The sequence below is a fragment of the Ewingella sp. S1.OA.A_B6 genome (assembly GCF_049889095.1).
Classification (GTDB): Bacteria; Pseudomonadota; Gammaproteobacteria; order Enterobacterales; family Enterobacteriaceae; genus Ewingella.
The window spans coordinates 112,868-131,968 of sequence record NZ_JBLJFK010000008.1 but is presented as its reverse complement, the minus strand read 5'-3'; the positions used below and the strand labels follow the sequence as shown (position 1 = coordinate 131,968).

Here is a 19,101-nt window from a genome sequence, read left to right as displayed (position 1 = left end):
CTCTGACTCTACCCGGAAGGTACATCATGAACACAGGCACACCCCTCAGGGCGTGGATCCTCGCGCTTCTGCTTACGGTGAGCTGCGGGGCGGCGCAGGCAAAAACGCCGCCCGATCAGCTGATTATCGGCATGAACATGAACAATCTGTTGACGCTCGATCCGGCCGCCATGACCGGCAACGATATCGTCGGTATTGTGGTCAATCTTTACGACCCGCTGATTGAGTTGGATCCGCAGGAACTGACCCATGTCCGCCCGGCGCTGGCAACCTCATGGGAAGTCAACCGTGCCGGGGATCTGATCACATTCCATCTGCGCGAAGGCGTGAAATTCCACTCCGGTAATCCGCTCTCCGCCGACGATGTCGTGTGGTCGATGCGGCGTATTCTGCACCTGAATCTGGCGCAGGCGTCGGTGTGGAAATCCTACGGCTTCAGCAAAAAGAATGTCGATGAAATGGTGCGCGCGCCGTCGCCTTATACCGTTGAAATTCAGCTACCAAAACCGAATGACCCGCAGCTGGTGATTTACTCGCTCGCCGCGCTCGGCAGCGTGGTGGCGCTGGACAGCAAAACCGTGCAGGCGCATGAGGTGAACGGCGACTGGGGCAACCGCTGGCTGACCACCAACGAGGCCGGTTCGGGGCCGTTTCGCCTTGACAGTTGGCAGGCCAAAGACGTGCTGAACATGAGCCGTAACCCGCAGTACTGGCGCGGTGAATCGCGTCTTTCCCGCGTGGTGTTTCGCCATTTTCAGGAATCCCAAACCCTGCGCCTGATGATTGAAAAAGGCGATCTGGACATCGCCAATAACATGGCGGTTTCCGACGTCAATGCACTGAGCCACGACCCGGCGATGACCGTCGATACGGTGAAAAAAGGCACTATTTATTACGTGGCGATGAGCATGAAGGAGCCACACTTCGCCAATCCGAAAGTGCGCGAGGCGGTGCGCTATCTGATTGATTATCAGGGTATCGGCAAAGCGCTAATGACCGGCTACGGCATTGTACATCAGCGGCCTATTCAGGATGGCATGCCCGCGACGCTGCCGGATCCGGGTTACACACTGGATATCCCGCGCGCCAAATCCCTGCTGGCAGAAGCCGGTTACCCGGACGGCTTTGACACCACGCTGCGGGTGCTGGCCGATCAACCCTTCCTTAACATTGCCATTGCGGTGCAGTCCACGCTGATGCAGGCCGGCATCCGCGCCAAAATCGTCACCGGCACCGGCAACCAGATTTACGGCGCGATGCGCGAACGCAAATTCGACATGCTGGTCGGGCGCGGCGGCAGTGGCATGGAACCGCACCCGCATTCCAGCCTGCGTTCGCTGGTTTATAACCCGGACAACAGCGACGCTGCGCGCCTGACCAATTTTCAGGGCTGGCGCACCGGATTTTACGACAAACAGCTGAATACGCAGATCGATCAGGCGCTGCTTGAGCGCGATCCGGAGAAGCAAAAACAGGATTACTTCGCCATTCAGGAACGCTACGACGCGCTAATACCGGCGTTGGTGCCGCTTTCACAAATGGTCGACTCCATCGCGGTGCGTAACGAGGTCAAAAATTATCTGCCGCATCCTTCCGCCACTACCTTTCTGCGTGACGTTTTTAAGGAAGAAAGCAAAGACCACAACCAGCAAGCCGTACCGCCAACCGGAGGTAAAGGGTTATGACCACGCAAACTCTCGCCCAGCAAAATCTGCTGGCTCGTATTCCGGCCGGACGGATCGGCAAACGTCTGGTGCAGGTCGCTGTCACGCTGTTCGGCCTGCTGCTGCTGACGTTTTTCATTGGCCGCGTCATGCCGGTCGATCCGGTACTGGCGATTGTCGGACCGGACGCCGACCACAGTACCTATCAGCAGGTCTATCACCAGTTGGGCTTTGACAAACCGCTGTGGACGCAGTTCGGCATCTACCTTTCCGGGCTGGCGCACGGCGATTTCGGCAATGCGCTGCTGACCGGCAAACCGGTGACGCAGGACATTTTGCGGGTGTTCCCGGCCACCATGGAACTGGCAACGTTGGCGATTATTCTCGGTGCAGGCGTCGGCATTCCGCTGGGTGTACTGGCGGCGGCAAAGCGCAACAGCTTCACGGATTACGTGGTGCGTATTATCAGCCTGGCTGGATATTCCACCCCAATTTTTTGGGTCGGCATGATGGGACTGTTACTGTTTTACGCCAAATTCGGTTGGGTCGGCGGCGCAGGGCGTCTGGATTTCAGCCTCGACGGACAGGTCCCGCGACACAGCGGTTTTATGCTGATCGATTCGCTGATCGCCGGAAACTGGGAGGTGTTCCGCAATGCATTTAATCACCTGATCCTGCCTGCGTCGCTGCTCGGTTTCCACTCGCTGGCCTACATCAGCCGTATGACCCGCAGCTTTATGCTGGCGCAGCTCTCGCAGGAATTCATCATCACCGCCCGCGTTAAAGGACTGAGCGAATGGGATGTGCTGTGGAACCACGCGTTTCGCAACATTCTGGTTCAACTGTTGACCGTGGTTGCGCTGGCCTACGGCTCGCTACTCGAAGGCGCGGTACTGATCGAAACCGTCTTCTCGTGGCCGGGCTTCGGTTCATATCTCACCAGCAGTCTGATGCTGGGCGACATGAATGCGGTGATGGGCTGCGTGTTGGTGGTCGGCATGATTTTTGTGGTGCTGAATCTGCTCTCTGACCTGCTGTATCAGGTCTTTGACCCGAGGACAAAAGTATGACGATTTCCCTCGATTCTGTGACGCTCAGCGCGGGCGATGAAAAGCGCCAGCGCGTGAAACGGGCATTTGGCCGCGTCGGTCATTTTCTGTGGCAGATGGCATGTAATCCGCTGACTGCCATCGGTGGCGCGATTGTGCTTATGCTGATGGTTGTGGCGCTGTTCGCGCCGTGGATCGCACCATTCCATCCGCTGGTGCAGGATTTAAATAACGCGCTCAGCCCGCCGTCGGCGGCGCACTGGTTCGGCACCGACGAGTTTGGCCGTGACATCTTCAGCCGTCTGGTCTACGGCTCGCGCATTACGCTGTACATCGTGCTGCTGGTGTCGGTGACCGTCGGCCCGCTCGGTTTGCTGCTCGGTGTTACTGCCGGATATTTCGGCGGCAAAACCGATATGGTGCTGATGCGCGTCACCGACATCTTTATCTCCTTTCCGAGTCTGGTGCTGGCGCTGGCGTTTGTCGCCGCCCTTGGTCCGGGGCTGGAGCACGTGGTGATCGCCATTACGCTCACCGCCTGGCCGCCGATTGCGCGTCTGGCGCGTGCCGAAACCCTCTCGCTACGTCAGGCCGATTTCATCTCGGCGGTGCGTTTGCAGGGTGCCTCTCCGCTGCGGGTGCTGTGGCGTCACATCGTGCCGTTGTGCCTGCCGTCAGTCATTATCCGTATCACCATGAATATGGCCGGGATTATCCTGACCGCCGCCGGGCTGGGCTTTCTGGGCCTTGGCGCACAGCCGCCGGATCCGGAGTGGGGCGCGATGATTTCCAGCGGCCGTACTTACATGATGGAGTGCTGGTGGGTGGCCACCATTCCCGGTTTGGCGATCCTGATTAACAGCCTGGCGTTCAACTTTTTAGGAGATGGCTTACGTGACATCCTCGATCCCCGAAATGACTGACGCTCCGGCGTTACTCGACGTGCGCGATCTGCACGTCAGCTTTGTGAATGGCCGTCAGGTCACGCAGGCGGTTCGCGGCGTGTCCTTCCAGCTCGGGCGGGAAAAACTGGCGATTGTCGGTGAGTCCGGATCGGGGAAATCCACCGTCGGGCGCGCCTTGTTGCAACTGCATCCGGCGAAAGCAAAAATCACCGCCGAACGGATGCAGTTCGGTGACGTCGATTTGCTGAACGCCACGCCGAAGCAGATGCGGCAGGTACGCGGAAAGCGTATCTCGATGATTATGCAGGATCCGAAATATTCGCTGAATCCAGTGCTGCGCGTTGGCGATCAGATCGCCGAAGCCTGGCGTTCGCATCACACATGTTCATATCAGGAGGCCAAAAGCAAAGTGCTGAATATGCTCGACGTGGTGCGTATCCGCGACCCGGAACGGGTGTACAGCCTGTATCCGCATGAGATCTCCGGCGGGCAGGGGCAGTGCATCATGATCGCTATGATGCTGATCACCGATCCCGAAATGGTCATCGCCGATGAGCCGACTTCCGCACTCGACGTCTCGGTGCGTTTGCAGGTGCTGGCGCTGCTCGACGATTTGGTGAAAACGCGCGGTCTGGGGCTGATTTTCATCAGTCACGACATCAATCTGGTGCGCAGTTTTTGCGACCGGGTGCTGGTGATGTACGCCGGGCGGGTGGTGGAATCTATCGCCGCGACCGATCTGGATAACGCCCAGCATCCGTATACGCGTGGCCTGCTGAATGCGCTGCCGGACATGGATAACCGCCGTTATCCGCTGCCAGTAATGCAACGTCAGGCCAACTGGCTGACCGATTAAGGATACTGAAATGTCAGTAAAAACTATGATCGACGTCCGTAACCTGAACCTGACGTTTGGCGAGGGAATGAAAACCACGCAGGTGCTGACGGGTGTGAATATTGCGGTGCGCGAGGGGGAGGTTTTCGGGCTGGTGGGTGAATCAGGCTCGGGGAAAACCACGGTGCTGAAATGTCTGGCGGGGCTGTTTACTCACTGGAAAGGCGAGCTGGACATCGACGGGCAGCAGCTCGAACACAAAATTGGCCGCGAACGCTGCCGTCTGGTGCAGATGGTGTTTCAGGATCCCTACGGTTCGCTGCATCCGCGCCACACCATCGGCGATATTCTGGAGGAGCCGCTGCAAATTCACCGCATCGACCAGCGCGATCGACGGATCAATACCATTCTGGAGAAAGTCGGTCTGAACCGTGGATTTCGCAGCCGGTACCCGCATCAGCTCTCCGGTGGACAGCGTCAGCGTGTGGCTATCGCCCGCGCGCTGATCCTCAAACCGCGTGTGCTGCTGCTCGACGAACCGACCTCCGCGCTGGACGTGTCGGTACAGGCGGAAATCCTCAATTTGCTGTTCGATCTGCAAAAAGAGGAAGGGCTGACCTATCTGTTGGTTACGCACGATCTGGGCGTCATCGCCCATCTTTGCCAGCGCGTCGCGGTGATGAAATATGGCAAAATTCTCGAAACGTTGGAAACCGATGCGCTGCTGCGCGGTGATATTCAGCAGGATTACACCCGCGTACTGGTGGATGCCAGCCGGGATTACAGCCGGGAAATGGCGGCGAAAGTGATGTTGTAGGCCTAGCCTGGCCTCGCCATCGTTGTGTCGTTCTGGTCAGAGAGCCAGGAACGACACAAAATATTGACCGAGACCGTCAGCCCTTAATCCACAATTTCAATCTTAATGACCCGGGAATCCCCGCGTCCGTGGTCATCTACCGCACGGATACGGTATTGCCCGTTTTTCTCCGGTCGCCACTGAATAGCCGTTTTACTGGCGCTGCTGCCGAGATAAATATCATCAACAAACCAGTACAGGGTTTTGCTGTCGGCATCGGTAGTGGCGTTGAACACCATGCTGTCACGGCCCTGCTGTGACTGGCGCAAGGTGTAAGTGGTGTTGCGCAGCGGCGAGGTGATGCGCGGCGGGTTACCGCTGACCGCTGAACTGTCATTTTTACAGCGTCCGCTGCCCGGCGGCGCACGTTTGGGCAGCCCGGCCTGAGCAAACACGTTAGCTAAGTCCGAAGGCCAGAACTCAAACACGTCGGTGCGGGTCGTTTTTGCGTCATAGGGCGGGCAGGCCACTTCGCCGGTCTGGATATCCATCACCACCGGGCGGTAAATGGTATCGACTTTGATGGGAGATTTACCCGGAATAAACCATGTTTTGCCGACCTGCTGACACCACGGCGTGGGCAGGTCACCGCTGGCGAGGCAAATATCTACCCGTTTTAGCTGTTTCGGCCAGCGATGTTTGGGTTCACTTAGCGTCGGGTAGTTGGCCTGCACGCTGTCGATAATATTGAAGAACAACGGCGCGGCGGCATCGGCACCGACAAATGCGCCGTTGCCCTTATTATCGAAGTTCCCCTCCCACACGATCAGTACATAAGGGCCGAAAATCCCGGCGGTCCAGGCGTCACGAAATCCCCATGACGTGCCGGTTTTCCAGTACACCGGCAGCGAGGTCGGCCTTTGGGCCAGAGTGTCGCCGGGCCGCCGGTGCTGTCGTAGCATGTCGAGGGTGATAAAACTGGCCTCTTCGCTCAGCAGGCGTACCGGCGTGGAGGACAGGTCATTTTTTTGCAGGCGCAGGGGCTTGAGTTCTCCACGGTTTGCCAGCAAGGCATACAGTCTGGCCAGCTCCTGCACCGTCACTTCACCGCCGCCAAGCACCAGCGACAGGCCGTAGTGATTTTCGCTGGCCATATTGGCGACACCTGACAGGCGGATAAACTGATACAGCGTCGGGTTGCGCAGCCGTGATGCCACGTAGACCGCCGGGATATTGCGGCTAAAATTCAGCGCGTCGGTGGCGGTCACCGGCCCGAGGAAACGCCGGTCAAAGTTCTCGGGCGCATAGGCTCCGAATGTTGAAGGCACATCTTTAAGAATGGTCATCGGATGCAGCACGCCCTGCTCCAATCCCAGCGCATAGATAAACGGCTTGAGGGTGGAGCCGGGCGAACGCTTGGCGCGCGTGCCGTTCACCTGGCCCTGAATATGTCGGTCGTAATAATTGGCGGAGCCGACCAGCGCCCGCACGCCCATATCCCGCGTATCCACCAGCAGCACCGCCGCATTGTGAATGCCCCGGCTGGCGTTGCGGGTAATAAAAGCATCGACCTGTTTTTCCACCAACTTTTGCAGGCCGGCGTCCAGTTCGGTATCGACGCGATTGTCGGTGCGCTGTAAAGGCGGGTGGTCCTGGCGGATTTGCTCGATAAAGTGCGGCGCAATGTAGGGCATCTGCTCCGGCTGGCGCAGGCTCAGCGGCAGTTTAAACAACGCAATCTGGCTGCTGTCGGTCGAATAGTGTTGCTGCCAGCGGGCGAACAGCCGGTTGCGGGCCAGATTCAGTACACTGCCCAGTACGCCGGTACGGGTATCAATACGAAAACTGGGTGACTGCGGTAATACGGCCAGCGTCAGCGCTTCCGGCAGCGTCAGATCCTGCGGTGCTTTGCCGAAATAGATCAGGCTGGCGGCACCGATACTTTCGATATTGCGGCCATAGGGTGTGTAATTAAGGTAGGCCTCAAGAATATCGTGTTTGGAATAACTGAGTTCAAGCTGCACGGCGCGGATAATCTGCCACAGCTTGCCCGACGGCGTGCGGGTATTGAGATGCCAGTGCATACGCGCCAGTTGCATGGTCAGCGTTGAGCCACCCTGCAACTTAGCACCGCGTATATAACTGCGCCAGAAGCCGCGTAGCAGGCTGACCGGGTTGAAGCCCGGATGATAATAAAACCAGCTGTCTTCGTGCAACTGGATGCCGTTGATCAGCCGGGGTGAAATCTGTTCCAACGGCGTCCAGGTTCGGTAACGCTCATCATTTGCCAGCGAAATCCGCAGCAACACGCCATGCCGGTCGTAGTAAGTGCTGGACAGGGGCAGACCTTGTGACAGCGGCGGATGCGGCCACAGGCGAAAGCCGATCACCACCAGAGCCAGCAAAAAAACGGCCATCAGGCCGTTTTGTAAGAGATGCTTAAAAGACGTTGTGTTCAGCATACGCTATTTTTTAACGTCGGCTGGAACCACCACAATCTTACCCGTACCGACAGACAACGCCTGAATTTCCCGGTCATACATCGCCTCGCCGAAGGCTGGCGGAATAACGAAGCTGCCGGTATTGGTCGATTTAATCTGATAGACGAATTCCTGCACCTCAGTGCTGGCGCTGCCGTAGATGATCACCCGATCATCGCGGATATCGCTGTAGTCCGGCTGCCAGGTTGAACCGTCAGCAGCAATCGGTGAGCGCCAGACGCTGTCGGGCTGACTGTCGTCGGCGTTTTCCGGCTCCGGCGCGGCTTGCTGCACCACCTCAAACCCTCCCGGCAGTAAATCAACAATCGCCAGATTACTCAGCCCCTCTTTCGCATTGGCGCGGATTTTCAGATGCACATTGATCTTCTCACCCAGCGTCACCTGCGTGACCGGTTTGCCCTGTGCATCGGTGTAGTCACGGCTGATTTCCAGCCCGCGCGAAATGGCTTTTTGCGGTGCCTGTAGGTCATAACCTGACTGCGTCACCACATACCAGGCCGGTGCGTCGTTCGGATTAGTGAACTGAATCGCCTGCGCATCGGCGGTGAAGCTACCCTGCGCAAACAGACCCTGCAAGGTGGAAATCACCTCCGGCGTCAGCGCTTTATTTTTGCTGACCGCGGTGATGCTCAGATTTCCGGCGCGGGTCTGTTGGGCAGTCTGGCTGGAATCGTGGTCCTGCGCCAGATGGGCAATCTGGCTGGAATAGCTATCCAGCGCCAGAATGCTCATGGCCGATGAATAGGTGGTGTAGCGCTCTTCTTTCAGCGAACGCACGATGTTCTCCAGCACCTGCGGCGGAATTGATTTGGCCTTTTCCGGGAAGTGACGGGTGATGAGATACAACCGCGTGGCGTCCTGTACCAGCGGGTCGAAGTAATTCTGTGACCACCACGCTGTGTTGTAGGCCTTGCTCAGTTCGTTCCAGCTTGGCTGCAACAGTTTGTTGGCTTCATCGTCCATTTTTAGCAGACGGTATGAAGACGCCAGATAGAGCGCGCTGAGGTCAGTCTGCCAACTGCTGGCATACAGAGTTTGCAGGCTGTCCTGCACCGAGGCCAGCGAGTTGGTGGTGACTTCGCCCTGCAGGGTCAGCAGATACACTGCAAAGGCACGCAGGCGCAGGTGATACAAGTCGTCATACTTACTGGCGGCCAGTTCACGCAGCGCCGTATTGGCATCTTCCAGCATGCCTGCGGGCAGCGCGTAGCCGGCCGATTTTGCCAGCAGCATGTACTGCACCACGTACGGCGTCACAAACGGGTCGGCCACCGGCGAGGACTGCCACAGGCCAATCGCACCGCTGTCGTTCTGCCGCGAACGCAGGGTACGCAACATGTTGTTCAACTGGGTGTTGACGTCCATCTGGCTCATCTTGCCTTTCATTTCCGGATACTTACTTTGCAGAATCAGCGGAATAGAGCGGCTGACAATCTGCTCAGAACAATAATACGGATAATCTTCAAGATATTGTGCCAGCCCGCTGGTCAGCACCAGCGGTGAGTTCGACACTCTGGCATCACGTTTGGCATAGGCGTCAAACATACTGCGCAGGTTATCCACTGTCTGGTTTTTACCGCTCATACGGCCCATCACCGACTGAGTGCGGAACGGCATAGCCGGACGTACCGAGGTGCTGATAACGCGGCGGCTGCTTTTATCTGCGTAGGTCGCCTCGAACACCAGCGGCGCATCGCCCAGCGACGCTTTGGCGCGCAGACGGAAGGTGAGGTTACCTTCGCGTTTGGCGGCCAGCTGCAATGACTGTTTAGCACTGCCGACCACTTCCAGCTGCGGTGGCGGTGTCAGATTCACGCTGATGGCGACCGGCTGATCGCCCAGTCCTTCCAGGTTATTGCTTACGCCAACGCTGACATCAAACTCATCGCCCGGTGCGACCATCGACGGCACATTCGGCGTCATGATGAAGTTATCACGCACCGTGGTGCCGGTTTGCGCCATACCGATTTTGTCCGGCGTAACGGAAATCGCCATTACGCGGATTTTGCCGTTGAAGTAGTCCGGCACCGGGTAGTTAAACTGCGCCTGGCCGTTGACCGGTACAATGCCGGACCAGTAGGCCACCGGTTTGTCACGTTTACGTTTGAACGGGTTAAGGTGCAGGTCCAGCCCTTCACCGGCATCACCGCCCGGCGCTGAGGTCAGTGACATCAGCTTGCTGAATTCCGGCAAAATCAAGTCGAGGATCTGCGCGCTTTGCACGCTCAGTTCACGCTTGCGGAAGAAGTACTCCAGCGGATCTTTCAGCTTATAGCGCGCCACCTGCAAAATGCCTTCGTCCACAGCAAACACCACCACGTTTTGCGGCGAGTCGGTGTTGACGACGATCGGCAGCATCTGGCCCGGTTTAATCACGTCCGGTGAGGTCAGTTGCAGCCCGGCTTTACGCGCACTGGTGCTGATTTTGAACGGCATCACCCCGTAACTCAGCGGACTCATAAAGATTTCGTCTGAATTAACGTCACGCACAAACTGCACGTTGAGGTAGCCGTTACCTTCCATATTGGCCGGAACGCGGATCTTCTGTACCGAACTGGTGGTGGAGGTTCTGAACCACTGCCAACTGTACACCTTGTCTTTCTCGATGGTGATAAGGCCGCTGCCGGTGTACGGCGCGTTGATCGCAATCTCGATCTCTTCGCCCGGCTGGTATTCACCCTGATTGAGCTTAAGTTTCAGTTCGGCGTTGCGGTCGAGTGAACGGCTGAGGTTGGCGTTGCCCGCTACGCTGTAAGCAACACGGTTCAGCACCTGGCCTTGCGCAGTTTTCACCACCAGCACGTAATCGCCCGGCTGACGGGTTTCCAACAGCAAGTCCTGACCGGCGGCGGCAATCGACAGCGCCTGATCAGAGACCGGTATTTCACGCATTTTTGACTGGTACTTGTAGACGCCGGAGTCCTGCTTAGTCAGCACTGAAATGTATTTCTGTTCGATCAATGACAGCGTGAGGTCGGGCAGGGCAACTTTCTCCAGCGACGGGTTCACTGCAATCAGATTGAGATGACGTTCCGCACCTTTATTGATGTAACCCAAGTCGCCGTCGGCTTTCACACCCACCAGATAATCATACGGCGACACCAGCACGCGCGCGGTGGCGGCCACGGAACGGCCGCTGCCAGCGGTAAAGGCTTCAGACAGCAGTTGCAGCTGGTAAGTGGCATCAGCGTAGGACTTCAGGTCCAGCGGGATCGCCGCTTTACCCTCGACGTCGGTGGTCTGATCCTGTAACTCAGTCTCAAAGCCGTCGCTGTTGGTGCGGTTCTCGTAGAACAGATAATCCGGGAATTGATCGAAGCTTGGGTACATCGGGCGCAGCGTCAATTTAGAGGTCACGCGGCGCTCCTGCGCGGGCGTACCAAACAGATTCTGCACGTCGATATTGGCCTTCAGTTCAGACGGCTTAACCCAGCCCTGTTTGCGATCTGGCGTCAAATTGAGTTTGACTTTCAACTGGTCCGGTTCGAACTCTTTGACGTTAACTGCCACGTGGCCGAGCAGGGTAGAGGCGTCTTTATCTTTGCCCGTCTTGTCTTTGTTAATTAAGTACAGATAGACGTTCCATTCGCCGGTCGGCGAGCTGTCGCTGGTGGCATAACTCAGTTCGTTAAAGCCGCTGGCGTTGAGCGTCAGCGGTTGGGTGCTCATCAGTGTATCGCGCGGGTCGCGGATTTCCGCGCGCACCGGCACACCTGCCAGGCTGTTGCCCCACTCAGCGGTGCGGGTGATAAGACCGATATTAAAGGTATCGCCGGGACGGTAAACGCCACGGTCAGAGAACAGATAACTGCTCAGAGTGCGCGGGTCGGACGGCGTTTCTTCGCCACTGATATCAAAGCGTGACAGATCCAGACCGCGGTCATTGTATTCACCGGTTGGCAGGAAGGAGACATCGCCCTCTTTTTCCACCAGGAACATCACCGGCTGGCGCTCATTTTTATAGACGTCGAGCGCAGGGAAGCGTGCATGGCCGTCGCCGTCAGTGGTTTGAGACAACAGCACCACGCCATTTTTGCCGATGACCGACACGTTGGCATTGAAGACCGGCAGGCCGGAATGCACCGACTGCACGAACACATCGCGGGTGTTGTCCTGAGAGCGTTTACTGATGATGCCCAGATCGGTGATCACCACAAAGCGCGAGTCGCCCGCGGCAGGTTCGCTTTCATCTTCATCGTTGCTGTACTGATCGTCCTGGGTGGCGTCGTCGGTTTTCACTTCTTTCTTGGCCGGATCCCACGGCGTCAGGGTCAGCAAGAATACCCCACGGCGTGCGTTCGGGTTATCTGACAGATAGCGTGACAGATCAATGCCCTGATAGCTGACTTCACCCGGTTTTTCATTGTTCACTGCGTGGGTGTATTCGAAGTGTTCGGTGAAATACTCATCGCCCAGACGGTTAAACTGCGCCGAGGAGTACTCGCTACTCTTGAACGACACGATGTGTTGCAGCTGGCTTGGGATCACTCGCTTAATGTCCAGCTTGAGGCCCGGTACGTTACGCGCCGCCACGCTGATTTGCTTCTCTCCACTCATCGACAGCAGTGAACCCTGCGACATAAAGCTCAGCGAGGTCGGGTAGTCAGGCACGGTCACCACCTGATAGCGTTTCTCCGGCATTTTGTAGCCGCCGAACGACGTCAGGGTGTTGGCTATTTCAATCAGCATGAAGCGGTTGGCAGGGGCATCAAACTTGAAGCTGAACTGCGGCTGATACTCCTGCTCGGCATCATTGAGCGTCAGTTTGACCGGCGCGGACTGGTTGATAATGCCGGTGTCGACTTCAGAGATATCCCACGGATAGATCGCGTTTTCGTCATCGTCATTATTGTCGTTGTTTTTTGGATTCTTTTGCGGCAGCAGCCAGGCTTTCACCGCACTGCCGATCTCTTTATCTTTGACCGCGTCGCTCAGGGCGACAATCAGTGCGCGTTCACCCTTGTTATCGCTGGTGTCCACCACGGTGGCACTGACATCTTTCACCGCCAGACTGTAGAGTGTTGGCACCGCTACCCAGTTGTTTTTCAGTGTCGCCGTTGGCTGCCCCGGCGCGGTAGATTTCACGCCTTTGCCAATCGCAATATGCACCGAACCGCCGTGGTCGAGCGCCTGCAAGGCTTCGGAATGTACCCACGCGTTGAGTTTTTTTTCATCATAGACCAGCGAGTAATTGAGCTTTTTCTCCGGCGTCTCTTTGCCTTCAATCAGCCCCAGCGAAATCTGTTTTTCAAAGCTGGCGACGTCTACCGGCGCGTTGAACTGTACGCGGAAAATGGCGCTGCGCTTTTTGGCATCCTGCGGGTCCTGATAGTACTCGGCCTGACCCAGTTGATAATCAAACGACGGTACGCTGACGGCGTAATCGGTCTGAGTGATCTTGCTCTGTGGGGCCAACAGTTTGACGGGGTCGAGTTTTATTTTGTACGCTGCGCCCATCGGCAGCGGGGCTTTTGGGGTAAATACCAGCGTGGAGGCATTCCGCCACCGCCACTGGCCGTCAACCGTCGGAGAAAGGCTGATACCCTGATCGACGTTCTTACCCACCAGCGTGATCGGTGCCACCGAATTCCTGAAATTGAGGACAATTTCCTGCGGCAGGCGGCTGTTGGTGTTGTAGTTAACCAACTGCGGGCCTGAAACGTTTAGCGTGGTTTCCTGATACACCAGCGGTGCCGGTTCAATCGGCTGCGGGCGGTTGAGCCAGACGTGATAACCGTAAAAACCACCGACGGCCAGCAGCACCAGCAATAAAACGCCAGCGCCGACCGATTTCGGATGGTTGTCCACGCCGCGCTCCAGACGACCAAAGCCGTTTTTCACGCCGCGGGTGCTGTTTACTGCCCAGTCGGGTGCACGCCACTGAATATTCCCCACCACCGGGCGCAATATCCTGCCGATCAGCCAGAAGACGTTAGCCACAACCCAGCACACGCCTTTGATCAGGGTGAAGGGCAGGCGAAGCAAAAACCTTAATAAATCCATTATTTGAACCTTTTTGCTGTCATTCTGGATCGGAATTACTGCGCGCCACGCGAGTATTATGGGCAGAGAATGGGCTGGCAGTTTGGAAGTGGAAGTGTTTGTAAGGAATGGTAAGTAAAAGCGTTAAAAATAGCGAATATTTAACCTTCTTTTTACAGTTATTAATTTCCCCGCGATCCTATAAAAACGGTAACCTGACGTCAGCTATAATGAGCCTGGGGTAATGACGCATTAATTACGTTGAAGAGGGATAGAAACATGATCGTGAAAATCATTGGGTTATCGCTATTGTCATTGGTTTGGTCAACGACCGTCATTGCCGGAGACGGCGGTGCTGGAGGGAAAGGCGGTAAAGGCGGATATCCTCTTTTTTCTTCGGGCAATCAAAACGGCGGAGACGGACTCCCCGGACACGATGGTAAGCCAGGCATGAGTGGTTGTCCCGGTGGCACACAACCTTCTGCTGATGGAAAGTTTTATCTTCCCGGCACCAAACAGCTATGTAATCCCGCACATGCACGCAGTAAGAAAAAATTCATCGAGATTTAATGCGTTAAGTACTTTGCTGACGAGCAACGGCGGGCGACTTACACCGTTGAGTGACCTGCCGACCCAGAACGTTTAAACCGGATTTATACATGGATTTTTAACATTAAATGATGATGCTATAGGTAATCATTCCTTCCCTCATCATTTATTCGTGGGAAAAGAGACGTGAATGCCACTCAGTAAGAGATCGATTAAAGAGCAAGATTGTCAGTTAAGTGAAAAGCTCAAACGCAGGGATAATCTGACAGCCATCCTGTTCTTAACTATACCACTGGGTTTATTTTTGGCCGGAGGTCGTCATCTGCTTAAGCTGACACCTTTTCTATGGGTGATCTACAGTATTGGGTATGTCTTTTTATTCCGTAAATCCCTGAAGGGTTTTTCAACCGACGAACTGCGGTTGATCGCCAGAAGGGGTTATGGATATGCTTTTTATTCGTTTTGCTGGATATTTTTGATCGGTGTTGCGCTGTCTCTTGTTGCATATCTGGTCAATTTCTTCAATTCTTAACGTTCATACGTCTCCCTGCTGACCGGCCCCTGACACTCTTTTCATTATCTTTCAGATAGTTAAATACCATTTCCAGCCGCCATAAGCCAGTGCACCTGCCACAACCCAAAACAGCACGCATGCGCCTACATAGAGACTCCATACAGCCCATACCGGCAGCTTGCTCATACCTAATTTCTCCGCTGTATTTTTTTTCAAGATGAAAATCATCACGGCACTCTAACAAAATGACTGGTGCGATCGCCATCAGAAAACGCATGTGGCTTGAGCAAAGTCACTAACCTGGCAGTCTCGATCGTGACGGTGTCATTCCGCGGATTTAAGGCCCTGAGATACCAACACGTCATTGCCGATCTCATCGCTGCTGATCACATCGTTGCCAGCCAGTGACGATCTAATGATTTTTGGGTTGAGATAGCTATCCATTATCCGGGTAAAATACAGGATGTTCGGTGCAACACTGAGCAAGAGCCTCTGCGATACCTTCGCGGGTGCAGACACTCTCACAAGACGGGTTATGGTCCTACCAATTGAGAAAAAAATCGAATTAAGCCTACAAAAAAGCAATAAAATAGCAATGAAGTGGCAATATTAATTGCATTAAAATAACAAAAAATTAACCATCGGTGACCTGGCCATACCCAACTGAATTGGTAGTACCAAAATCAGCAGGCGATGAGCAAAACACCTTTGGAGAACTTTGCATGCAGCCCTGGCAACAAGTCTATGACCCGTTAAATAACATCTGGCTATCTAGCCTAATCGCTGTTATCCCGATCTTGTTCTTCTTCTTCGCGCTGATTAAGCTCAAGCTGAAAGGCTATGTTGCCGCCACCTTTACCGTACTGCTGGCACTCCTCGTCGCACTGTTCCTCTACCGTATGCCACTCGATCGTGCGCTGGCCTCGGTGGTGTATGGTTTTTTCTACGGGCTGTGGCCGATTTCGTGGATTATTATCGCCGCAGTATTTGTGTATAAAATCTCCGTGAAAACCGGGCAATTTAACATTATCCGTGCATCAATATTGTCGATAACCCCCGATCAGCGTTTGCAAATGCTGATCGTAGGCTTCTCGTTTGGTGCCTTCCTCGAAGGGGCTGCCGGTTTCGGTGCCCCGGTGGCAATTACTGCAGCTCTTCTGGTTGGTCTGGGTTTTAACCCACTTTATGCAGCAGGCCTTTGCCTGATGGTGAACACCGCACCCGTTGCTTTTGGCGCAATGGGCATTCCAATTATCGTTGCGGGTCAGGTGACCGGACTGGACAGCTTCCAAATAGGCCAGATGGTTGGCCGCCAGTTGCCGTTCCTGACGATAATCGTGTTGTTCTGGATCATGGCGATTATGGACGGCTGGCGAGGTGTCAAAGAAACCTGGCCAGCGGTAATGGTTGCCGGTGGCTCATTTGCCTGCGCGCAGTTCCTCAGCTCCAACTTCCTTGGCCCGGAGCTGCCGGATATCATCTCTTCGCTCGTGTCGTTGGTGAGTCTGACGCTGTTCCTGCGAGTGTGGAAACCGGTGCGTATCTTTCGCTTTAAGCCGGCCGAGGGTGCGGTGGAGCAGCCGCTGGTGGTGGAAAAGTACCGCACCTGGCAGATTATCCGTGCCTGGTTGCCGTTCCTGTTTCTCACCGCTACCGTTACGCTATGGAGCATCCCGCCGTTTAAAGCATTGTTTGCACCGGGCGGTGCGCTATACAGTATGGTCATTAATATTCCGATCCCGTTCCTCGATAAGCTGGTAGCGAAAATGCCGCCGGTAGTGAACGCCATTACGCCTTATGCGGCGGTTTTTAAGTTTGACTGGCTGTCTGCCACCGGTACCGCGATTATCGTGGCTGCATTGATCTCCATCGTCTATTTGAAGATGAAACCAGCCGATGCATTGAGCACGTTCCTCAGCACACTTAAAGAGCTGGCGCTGCCGATTTATTCCATAGGCATGGTGCTGGCCTTTGCGTTTATCTCAAATTACTCCGGGCTATCGGCAACGCTGGCGCTGGCACTGGCGCATACCGGCCACGCCTTTACCTTCTTCTCTCCTTTCCTCGGTTGGCTCGGGGTATTTCTCACCGGGTCTGATACCTCGTCAAATGCGTTGTTCGCTGCTTTGCAAGCGACGACTGCGCAGCAGATTGGCGTTTCTGATCTCCTGCTGGTGGCGGCCAATACCACGGGCGGAGTGACTGGCAAGATGATTTCCCCACAGTCGATTGCTATTGCTTGTGCGGCGGTAGGATTGGTGGGTAAAGAGTCGGACCTGTTCCGCTTTACCGTCAGGCACAGCCTGATATTCACCTGCATGGTAGGGGTGATCACGACATTGCAGGCCTATGTGCTGACCTGGATGATCCCATGATCACGAATACCGCCCCTCTCACTGTGCGAATCCAAGCGTTGATAGACGAGCGCCAGTTACAGACCGGTAACCGCCTGCCAGCAGAGCGTAAGCTGGCCGATGAGCTGGCAGTGTCGCGCTCATCGCTTCGAGAGGCACTGCAAAAACTGGTGGGAGAAGGTGTGCTGTTTAGCCGCCGTGGTGGCGGCCATTATCTGCTGGAGGCTCCACCAGCGTGGTCGGAACAGCGTATTGTGCAGCCATTAAAGGCATTAGTCGCCGCAGATCCAGACTACCGCGATGACATTCTTGAAGCACGACATGCTATCGAGGCCAGCACCGCATGGTTCGCTGCATTGCGGGCTACCGCATCTGATAAAGAAAAGTTGCAAATCTGCTTCGACGCGACCCTGCAATATAAAGAGAGCGATTCGCCGAATCTGGCGGCGCAGGCGGACGTGCGCTTTCATCTCGCGATTGCGGAAGCCTCACACAATGTGGTGCTGCTGCAAACCATGCGTGGTTTTTTCGACCTGCTGCAATCCTCGGTGATGCACAGCCGTCAACGCATGTACACCGCGCCTATAATTTTTGCTCATTTGACTGAACAACATGAGGAGCTGTTACAGGCGATCCTCGCGGGTGACCCTGAGCGTGCCAGTCGGGCGGCCAGAATCCATCTCGGCTTTGTTCATACCACACTCAAAACCATGCATGAAGATGAAGCCCGGCACCAGCGCAGTACGCGCCTGCCTAACGACATTAGCGATGCAACACAGGAAGAGAATCAATGATTATCTCAGCTGGAACCGACTACCGCGCTGCAGCAAAACGCAGACTTCCACCGTTCTTGTTTCATTATATTGACGGTGGCGCTTATGCCGAACACACACTGCGGAGCAACGTTGACGATCTGTCTACGATCTCATTAAAACAGCGTGTGCTGAACAATATGTCCGAGCTCAGCCTGCAAACTACGCTATTTAACGAAACATTGGCGATGCCCGTGGTGCTGGCACCTGTTGGGTTGTGCGGTATGTATGCACGCCGTGGTGAAGTGCAGGCGGCAAAAGCTGCAGCGGAAAAAGGTATCCCGTTTACCCTGTCTACAGTCTCTGTATGCGCAATCGAAGAGGTCGCCCCGGCGATCAATCGCCCGATGTGGTTCCAGCTTTACGTGCTGAAAGATCGCGGCTTTATGCGTAACGCACTGGAGCGGGCCAAAGCGGCGGGTTGTACAACCCTGGTGTTTACCGTTGATATGCCCACGCCGGGTGCACGCTATCGTGATGCCCATTCCGGCATGAGTGGCCCGAACGCAGCAATGCGCCGCTACTGGCAGTCCTTCACTCATCCCCAGTGGGCGTGGGATGTTGGTCTAAACGGCAAGCCGCACGACCTCGGCAATATCTCGACCTACCTCGGCAAACCGACCGGCCTGGAGGATTACATTGGCTGGTTGGCTAATAATTTCGATCCGTCGATCTCCTGGAGCGATCTGGAGTGGATCCGGGAGTTCTGGGATGGGCCGATGATCATCAAAGGCATCCTCGACGCTGAAGATGCGCGTGATGCGGTACGCTTCGGCGCGGACGGTATTGTGGTCTCCAATCACGGCGGTCGCCAATTGGACGGCGTGTTATCTTCTGCTCGCGCATTGCCAGGCATTGCCGATGCGGTGAAAGGTGACATTGCGATTCTGGCCGATAGCGGTATTCGTAACGGCCTGGACGTGGTTCGTATGATTGCGCTGGGAGCGGATAGTGTGCTGCTCGGCCGTGCCTATATCTATGCATTGGCCGCCGCAGGTCAGGCGGGCGTTGAGAATTTGCTGACGCTGATTGAAAAAGAGATGCGGGTAGCAATGACCCTCACCGGCTGTAAAACCATTGCTGATATTACACGCGACTCGCTGGTGAATAACGGATTGGCATAATACTTATCTGAATCTG

12 protein-coding genes are annotated in these 19,101 nt (G+C 55.5%); 10 read left to right on the top strand and 2 right to left on the bottom strand.

Annotation, left to right across the window (positions count from 1 at the left end; genetic code table 11):
- The first annotated feature begins 26 nt into the window (after positions 1-26).
- The 5 genes from ACMV8I_RS15525 to ACMV8I_RS15505 are packed head-to-tail and all read left to right on the top strand — an operon-like array spanning position 27 to position 5,270.
- Positions 27-1,685, top strand: coding sequence for an ABC transporter substrate-binding protein (locus tag ACMV8I_RS15525; protein WP_498866112.1), 1,659 nt, complete (start codon positions 27-29; stop codon positions 1,683-1,685).
- Positions 1,682-2,734 (top strand): ABC transporter permease, encoded by a 1,053-nt coding sequence (locus ACMV8I_RS15520; RefSeq protein WP_498866111.1) that lies wholly within the window; start codon positions 1,682-1,684, stop codon positions 2,732-2,734. Before ACMV8I_RS15525 ends, ACMV8I_RS15520 begins: the two co-directional genes overlap by 4 nt.
- The gene (locus ACMV8I_RS15515) at positions 2,731-3,636 is read left to right on the top strand and encodes an ABC transporter permease (RefSeq protein ID WP_498866110.1); all 906 of its coding nucleotides are present in this window, start codon (positions 2,731-2,733) and stop codon (positions 3,634-3,636) included. The genes ACMV8I_RS15520 and ACMV8I_RS15515 overlap by 4 nt, the downstream gene beginning before the upstream one ends.
- A complete protein-coding gene (locus ACMV8I_RS15510; protein ID WP_498866109.1) occupies positions 3,608-4,474 on the top strand; it encodes an ABC transporter ATP-binding protein in 867 nt (288 codons plus the stop codon). The genes ACMV8I_RS15515 and ACMV8I_RS15510 overlap by 29 nt, the downstream gene beginning before the upstream one ends.
- A 25-nt stretch (positions 4,475-4,499) precedes the next feature.
- Positions 4,500-5,270 (top strand): ABC transporter ATP-binding protein, encoded by a 771-nt coding sequence (locus ACMV8I_RS15505; RefSeq protein WP_498866133.1) that lies wholly within the window; start codon positions 4,500-4,502, stop codon positions 5,268-5,270.
- Positions 5,271-5,353: 83 nt separating this feature from the next.
- On the opposite strand, the gene pbpC is transcribed toward ACMV8I_RS15505, so the two are convergent.
- Both pbpC and ACMV8I_RS15495 read right to left on the bottom strand, forming a co-directional pair.
- On the bottom strand, positions 5,354-7,711 hold the full coding sequence (pbpC, locus tag ACMV8I_RS15500; RefSeq protein ID WP_498866108.1) for a penicillin-binding protein 1C: 2,358 nt from the start codon (positions 7,709-7,711) through the stop codon (positions 5,354-5,356).
- Between the two features lie 3 nt (positions 7,712-7,714).
- A complete protein-coding gene (locus tag ACMV8I_RS15495; RefSeq protein WP_498866107.1) occupies positions 7,715-13,753 on the bottom strand; it encodes an alpha-2-macroglobulin family protein in 6,039 nt (2,012 codons plus the stop codon).
- Positions 13,754-14,011: 258 nt separating this feature from the next.
- On the opposite strand from ACMV8I_RS15495, the gene ACMV8I_RS15490 reads away from it, so the two are divergent.
- The 5 genes from ACMV8I_RS15490 (at position 14,012) to lldD (ending at position 19,085) form a co-directional block, all read left to right on the top strand.
- On the top strand, positions 14,012-14,302 hold the full coding sequence (locus ACMV8I_RS15490) for a hypothetical protein (protein ID WP_498866106.1): 291 nt from the start codon (positions 14,012-14,014) through the stop codon (positions 14,300-14,302).
- A gap of 169 nt (positions 14,303-14,471) precedes the next feature.
- Complete coding sequence (locus ACMV8I_RS15485; protein ID WP_498866105.1) at positions 14,472-14,813, top strand: hypothetical protein; 342 nt, start codon at positions 14,472-14,474, stop codon at positions 14,811-14,813.
- 704 nt (positions 14,814-15,517) lie between these two features.
- Positions 15,518-17,170: an L-lactate permease gene (lldP, locus tag ACMV8I_RS15480; RefSeq protein WP_498866104.1), complete on the top strand. Its 1,653-nt coding sequence runs from the start codon at positions 15,518-15,520 to the stop codon at positions 17,168-17,170.
- A complete protein-coding gene (gene lldR, locus ACMV8I_RS15475) occupies positions 17,167-17,943 on the top strand; it encodes a transcriptional regulator LldR (RefSeq protein ID WP_498866103.1) in 777 nt (258 codons plus the stop codon). Before lldP ends, lldR begins: the two co-directional genes overlap by 4 nt.
- The gene (gene lldD, locus ACMV8I_RS15470; protein WP_498866102.1) at positions 17,940-19,085 is read left to right on the top strand and encodes an FMN-dependent L-lactate dehydrogenase LldD; all 1,146 of its coding nucleotides are present in this window, start codon (positions 17,940-17,942) and stop codon (positions 19,083-19,085) included. Before lldR ends, lldD begins: the two co-directional genes overlap by 4 nt.
- The last annotated feature ends 16 nt before the right edge of the window (positions 19,086-19,101 follow it).

Bases quoted from the DNA above. Each gene is read 5' to 3' on its own strand.
- ACMV8I_RS15525 (WP_498866112.1), top strand. From the start codon at position 27: ATGAACACAGGCACACCCCTCAGGGCGTGGATCCTCGCGCTTCTGCTT.
- pbpC (WP_498866108.1), bottom strand. From the start codon at position 7,711: ATGCTGAACACAACGTCTTTTAAGCATCTCTTACAAAACGGCCTGATG.
- lldP (WP_498866104.1), top strand. From the start codon at position 15,518: ATGCAGCCCTGGCAACAAGTCTATGACCCGTTAAATAACATCTGGCTA.
- lldD (WP_498866102.1), top strand. From the start codon at position 17,940: ATGATTATCTCAGCTGGAACCGACTACCGCGCTGCAGCAAAACGCAGA.
- ACMV8I_RS15520 (WP_498866111.1), top strand. From the start codon at position 1,682: ATGACCACGCAAACTCTCGCCCAGCAAAATCTGCTGGCTCGTATTCCG.
- ACMV8I_RS15490 (WP_498866106.1), top strand. From the start codon at position 14,012: ATGATCGTGAAAATCATTGGGTTATCGCTATTGTCATTGGTTTGGTCA.
- lldR (WP_498866103.1), top strand. From the start codon at position 17,167: ATGATCACGAATACCGCCCCTCTCACTGTGCGAATCCAAGCGTTGATA.
- ACMV8I_RS15515 (WP_498866110.1), top strand. From the start codon at position 2,731: ATGACGATTTCCCTCGATTCTGTGACGCTCAGCGCGGGCGATGAAAAG.
- ACMV8I_RS15505 (WP_498866133.1), top strand. From the start codon at position 4,500: ATGATCGACGTCCGTAACCTGAACCTGACGTTTGGCGAGGGAATGAAA.
- ACMV8I_RS15495 (WP_498866107.1), bottom strand. From the start codon at position 13,753: ATGGATTTATTAAGGTTTTTGCTTCGCCTGCCCTTCACCCTGATCAAA.
- ACMV8I_RS15485 (WP_498866105.1), top strand. From the start codon at position 14,472: ATGCCACTCAGTAAGAGATCGATTAAAGAGCAAGATTGTCAGTTAAGT.